The sequence below is a fragment of the Planctomycetota bacterium genome, from assembly GCA_026387035.1.
GTDB lineage: Bacteria > Planctomycetota > Phycisphaerae > FEN-1346 > FEN-1346 > JAPLMM01.
On sequence record JAPLMM010000190.1, the window covers coordinates 1 to 1672 of the forward strand.

At 68.9% G+C, this 1672-nt stretch carries 3 protein-coding genes; 1 reads left to right on the forward strand and 2 read right to left on the reverse strand.

The features are described from left to right. Positions 1–1029 (reverse strand): lipid-A-disaccharide synthase (gene lpxB / locus NTX40_06785; protein MCX5648785.1); only part of this gene is annotated, 1029 nt, incomplete at its 3' end. Here lpxB and NTX40_06790 point away from each other — a divergent pair. After that, complete coding sequence (locus tag NTX40_06790; GenBank protein ID MCX5648786.1) at positions 1028–1243, forward strand: hypothetical protein; 216 nt, start codon at positions 1028–1030, stop codon at positions 1241–1243. The two genes, lpxB and NTX40_06790, sit on opposite strands and share 2 nt — an antisense overlap. A gap of 177 nt (positions 1244–1420) precedes the next feature. Here NTX40_06790 and NTX40_06795 read toward each other — a convergent pair. Continuing rightward, the coding region (locus NTX40_06795) for a methionine--tRNA ligase (GenBank protein ID MCX5648787.1) at positions 1421–1672 on the reverse strand (252 nt) is incomplete at its 5' end.

The window sequence follows — 1672 nt, forward strand, 5'->3', positions numbered from 1 at the left end:
CTCGTCCACCAGGAGGCGCTCGATCTCGGCAATCATGTCGGGCCCCGGGGCAATGTCGCGCATGAATTCGGGGACGATTCGCCGACCCGCCAGCACGTTGGGCAGGCTCAGGGGTTGTTCGCCCACGAACCAGCGGGCAAGCAGATGCCATTGGGCCCACGTGATGTTGTAGAAGACGGCCATCGGCGTCCCGTAGAAGGCCGTCTCGAGCGTCGCCGTGCCGGAGGCCACCAGTGCCAGGTCTGCCGCGCTCTGCACCTCGTGGGTCTTGCCGGCGACCGTCCGGACCTGGAGGCCGGACGCCGCGATGAGCGCGTCGGTCCACTGCCGGTGAACGGCGTCCGCCAGCGCAAGGACAAACCGACACGGGCTGTGACGCGCCTCGAGGGCTCGCGCGACGGCCAGTTCCCGCGCGAGGATGCCAGGAACCTCCTGGCGGCGGCTGCCGGGCAGAAGGGCCACCACCCGGTCGCCGGGGCCCGACCGCAGGGAGCGGATGAAGTCCGCGTCGAGCGGCGTATTCAGAAGGTGGTCCACCACCGGGTTGCCGACGAACGTGACCGGCACGCCGTGCGCACGGAAAAAAACTTCCTCGTGTGGCAGGACGCAGGCGACGTGGGTGAAACGCCGCGCAAGTTTCCGCACGCGTCCGGGGGCCCAGGCCCAGAGTTGCGGCGGGATGTACCAGAGGAGGGGGATGCGGCGGGCGCGGACGCGGCTGGCGAGAAGGAAGTGGAAGCCCGGGCAGTCGATCGTGACGACGACGTCGGGCCGCCACTGGCCGATGAAGCGGTCCGCCCGGCTCAGGATGGCCAGATACCTCGATGCGCTGCCGAGGAACCCCAGGCCGATGACGCCGAAGTCGCTGGTATTCTCGAGCAGCCTGAGGCCTGCGCGGGCCATCCTCGGGCCGCCGAGGCCGGCGAGTTCGGCCTGCGGCGCGAGACGCCGAAGGGCGCGGACGAGGTTGGCGCCGTGCAAGTCGCCGCTCGTTTCGCCGGCACTGATGAAGATTCGCGGGTGCCCCATGGTTTCGCCTTTCGCGGGCGGTGCGGGGGGATTCTACCAGAACCCCGAAAAACACCCCAGGGGTATTTTTCGGCTGCGATTGACGCTGGTCGGCGCGCCGCCTAAAGTGGCCGCGCTTGGACGCCCCAATGGGGAGATGCGGATGCTGTCGAACGGCTTGGGCGTGGACATCGTCGTGCTGGCGCGGCTGGAAGGGGCTATTCTGGTCGGTTGATATGTGGCGTTTCTCGCCTATTCCGTCTGGTCCGGTGCCGCCGGCTAGGGTCCAGCCGCGCGGTGCAGGTTCTCGCGGGCCGTCGCCCATCGGCGGTCCATGTCGGGCGCAGCGGTGAAGTCCGGCTCGAACCCCAGGTCGAGGTAGAGCCTGACGGCCGCAACCCGATGGACCTCGCTAGCGGATTTTGGCGCCGGGCGCGACGGGTTCGGCCGTCGTGAGGATGACGACCTTCGGGCCGTCCTGGGCTGCCAGGAGCATCCCTTCGGACCGCTGCCCCCGCAGCGTCGCGGGCTCGAGGTTGGCCACGACGACCACGAGTTTGTCCTTGAGGGCCTCGGGCGGCATGTAAGGCTTAAGGCCCGCCACCAGTTGCCGCGTGCCGAGGTCCGGCCCCAGGTCGCACTGCATCACGTAGAGTTTGTCGGC

Excerpts from the sequence above, each read along its gene's own strand:
- NTX40_06790 (MCX5648786.1), top strand. The coding sequence starts at position 1,028 with ATGGTTTCGCCTTTCGCGGGCGGTGCGGGGGGATTCTACCAGAACCCC.